This window comes from Anaeromassilibacillus sp. Marseille-P3371, assembly GCF_900169665.1.
In the GTDB taxonomy this organism is placed as follows: Bacteria; Bacillota; Clostridia; order Oscillospirales; family Acutalibacteraceae; genus Anaeromassilibacillus.
The window spans coordinates 1-2,079 of sequence record NZ_LT835154.1 but is presented as its reverse complement, the minus strand read 5'-3'; the positions used below and the strand labels follow the sequence as shown (position 1 = coordinate 2,079).

The 2,079-nt window shown below is 52.9% G+C and carries 2 tRNA genes and 1 rRNA gene; all 3 read right to left on the bottom strand.

The features are described 5' to 3' along the window. Positions 1–82: 82 nt before the first annotated feature. A tRNA-Ile gene (locus B9Y59_RS00020) sits at positions 83–159 on the bottom strand. Positions 160–225: 66 nt separating this feature from the next. Further along, a tRNA-Ala gene (locus B9Y59_RS00015) sits at positions 226–301 on the bottom strand. A gap of 264 nt (positions 302–565) precedes the next feature. Beyond that, positions 566–2,079 (bottom strand): 16S ribosomal RNA (locus tag B9Y59_RS00010).

Genomic DNA, 2,079 nt, shown 5'->3' with positions numbered 1-2,079 from the left:
TGCGATTCCTAACGAAATCTTCTTCAAACTCGTTTCCAAGTCCTTTGCGAAACTTCCTATTTACTTTTGCAGGTTTCCCTGCTGGTGGGCTTAAGTGGACTCGAACCACCGACCTCACGCTTATCAGGCGTGCGCTCTAACCGGCTGAGCTATAAGCCCATATTTCCGGCTTCGAGGCTATCCGGTCTTTCTCGCCACAGTAGCCGTTCCAGACCTTTCGGCCTGTGGTGGAGATAAACGGGATCGAACCGTTGACCTCCTGCTTGCAAAGCAGGCGCTCTCCCAGCTGAGCTATACCCCCAACTATTTGGTTGTTCACTCAGGTGTTCTACCTTCGTTTATTTCCTCTTTGAAAGCTCTCTTCCGCTTCGCCTTTCTTCCTTCGGGAGTCGGTCATTTCTGTCCCGCCTCTCTCAGCTTCACACACCCTGCCAGTTTCCCGGCGAGCCGTGCCTCAAGGCTCAGCCTTGAAGGGCCTTCAAAATTAAACAACGTTTTGAAATGTTTCCTCGTAATGCCTGACCTTGGATTTAGATCAGTTCTTCAACCAATCGTTTCTCCATAGAAAGGAGGTGATCCAGCCGCACCTTCCGATACGGCTACCTTGTTACGACTTCACCCCAGTCGCCAATCCTACCTTCGGCAGCGTCCCCCTTGCGGTTAGACTACTGACTTCGGGTATTACCGGCTCCCATGGTGTGACGGGCGGTGTGTACAAGGCCCGGGAACGTATTCACCGCGGCATGATGATCCGCGATTACTAGCAATTCCAACTTCACGTAGGCGGGTTGCAGCCTACGATCCGAACTGGGACCGTTTTTAGAGTTTTGCTCCACCTCGCGGCTTTGCTTCTCTCTGTTGACGGCCATTGTAGTACGTGTGTAGCCCAGGTCATAAGGGGCATGATGATTTGACGTCGTCCCCACCTTCCTCCGTTTTGTCAACGGCAGTCCTATTAGAGTGCTCTTGCGTAGCAACTAATAGCAGGGGTTGCGCTCGTTGCGGGACTTAACCCAACATCTCACGACACGAGCTGACGACAACCATGCACCACCTGTCTCTGCTTTCCCCGAAGGGCACCTAACGTATCTCTACCTCGTTAGCAGGATGTCAAGACCTGGTAAGGTTCTTCGCGTTGCTTCGAATTAAACCACATACTCCACTGCTTGTGCGGGCCCCCGTCAATTCCTTTGAGTTTCAACCTTGCGGCCGTACTCCCCAGGTGGATTACTTATTGTGTTAACTCCGGCACGGATGGGGTCAGACCACCCACACCTAGTAATCATCGTTTACGGCATGGACTACCAGGGTATCTAATCCTGTTTGCTACCCATGCTTTCGTGCCTCAGCGTCAGTTAAGGCCCAGCAGGCCGCCTTCGCCACTGGTGTTCCTCCCGATCTCTACGCATTTCACCGCTACACCGGGAATTCCGCCTGCCTCTACCTCACTCAAGACCCACAGTTTCAATAGCAGTTCCAGGGTTAAGCCCTGGGATTTCACTACTGACTTGCAGATCCGCCTACGCACCCTTTACACCCAGTAAATCCGGACAACGCTTGCTCCCTACGTATTACCGCGGCTGCTGGCACGTAGTTAGCCGGAGCTTCCTCCTCAGGTACCGTCATTATCTTCCCTGAGGACAGAAGTTTACAATCCGAAGACCTTCTTCCTTCACGCGGCGTTGCTGCATCAGGGTTTCCCCCATTGTGCAATATCCCCCACTGCTGCCTCCCGTAGGAGTCTGGGCCGTGTCTCAGTCCCAATGTGGCCGTTCAACCTCTCAGTCCGGCTACCGATCGTCGCCTTGGTGGGCCTTTATCTCACCAACTAGCTAATCGGACGCGAGTCCATCTTTCAGCGGATTGCTCCTTTGGTCGCTGTACCATGCGATACTACGATCTCATGCGGTATTAGCATTCTTTTCAGAATGTTATTCCCCTCTGAAAGGCAGGTTACTCACGCGTTACTCACCCGTCCGCCACTAAGTTAAAAGAGCAAGCTCTCTTAACTCCGTTCGACTTGCATGTGTTAGGCACGCCGCCAGCGTTCGTCCTGAGCCAGGATCAAACTCTCTAAAA